At 72.7% G+C, this 1155-nt stretch carries 2 protein-coding genes; one reads left to right on the top strand and one right to left on the bottom strand.

Features of this window, described 5'->3' with window-relative positions:
* The coding region (locus DEIPI_RS40340) for a hypothetical protein (protein ID WP_027482759.1) at positions 1–318 on the bottom strand (318 nt) is incomplete at its 3' end.
* A gap of 186 nt (positions 319–504) precedes the next feature.
* Here DEIPI_RS40340 and DEIPI_RS0118600 point away from each other — a divergent pair.
* Positions 505–1155 (top strand): beta/alpha barrel domain-containing protein (locus tag DEIPI_RS0118600; RefSeq protein WP_045234695.1); only part of this gene is annotated, 651 nt, incomplete at its 3' end.

Below are 1155 nucleotides of genomic sequence, written 5' to 3'. Positions count from 1 at the left end.
GCCGCCGCTCGTCGAGCCGCCGCCGGTCTGGTCGGCGCCCGCCTCGTCGCCGGGGGTGCCGCCGTTCTCGGTGGGGGTGCCGCTCCCGTCCTTCCCGCCGGTCGTGACCTGTCCGGCGGCGCCCTCGTTGGGATTCTCGGTGTTGATGTCCTGATCGACGCCGTCGACGTCCTGGGGTTTGCTCTTGCCCTGCTGGGCGACGCCGTCGTTCTGCGAGGAGTTCGCGTCACCCTTCGGTGAGCAGGCGGTGGCGCCGAAGGCGAGCAGGCCGCTGAGCAGCAGCGTCAGCAGCCGCGAGGTTCTGAGAGTGGAGCGCATACGTACCTCCCGCGGGCGGCTCGGCCCGCTTCTGTCCTGAAGCTAGAGGCCGCTCCATAGCCCCGCCCGAGGATCGCGTGAGGGGCGCTTCACGTGGCATGCAGACAAGCTTGGCGCGCGGCTCAGAGGTCCGCGCCGCACGATGCGCCACGTTCCGCGCCGCCTCCACGCGTTAGGCTGGGTCCCTTGAGCGAGGACATCACGCAACGCAAACTGCGTCACATCGACGCGTGCCTGTCGGGCGACGTGACCTTCCGGACCGTCACGCCGGGCTTCGAGACGGTGGGCTGGCCGTACCGGGCGCTGCCCGAGCGCGCCCTCGCGGACGTGGACCTCTCTACGTCGTTTCTGGGGCGGCGGTTGCGCGCGCCCCTCCTGATCGGCGCGATGACCGGCGGCGCGGAGCGCGCGGGCCTCATCAACCGCAACCTCGCGCTGGCCGCGCGGGAGCTCGGGGTGGGCATGATGCTGGGCTCGCAGCGGGTGATGCTGGAGCGCCCCGAGGCGCGCGCGAGCTTCGAGGTGCGCGCGTTCGCGCCGGACGTGCTCCTGATCGGCAATATCGGCGGGGCGCAGTTCCTCAAGGGGTACGGCGCGGACGAGGTGCGGCGTGCGGCGGACCTCGTGGGCGCGGACGCCGTCGCGATTCACGTGAATCCCCTGCAGGAGGCCTTCCAGGAGGGCGGCGACACGGACTGGCGCGGGCTGGTCGCGCGGTTGCGGGAGGTGGTGCCGCAGGCGGGGGTGCCGGTGCTGCTCAAGGAGGTCGGGCACGGCCTGTCGGGGGACGTGGCGCGCGGCGTGGCGGACGTGGGCTTCGCGGCGTTCGACGTGGCG

It is taken from the genome of Deinococcus pimensis DSM 21231, from assembly GCF_000519345.1.
Classification (GTDB): Bacteria; Deinococcota; Deinococci; order Deinococcales; family Deinococcaceae; genus Deinococcus_A; species Deinococcus_A pimensis.
The sequence above is the reverse complement of the archived record's forward strand: the minus strand, read 5'-3'. Positions and strand labels throughout refer to the sequence as shown.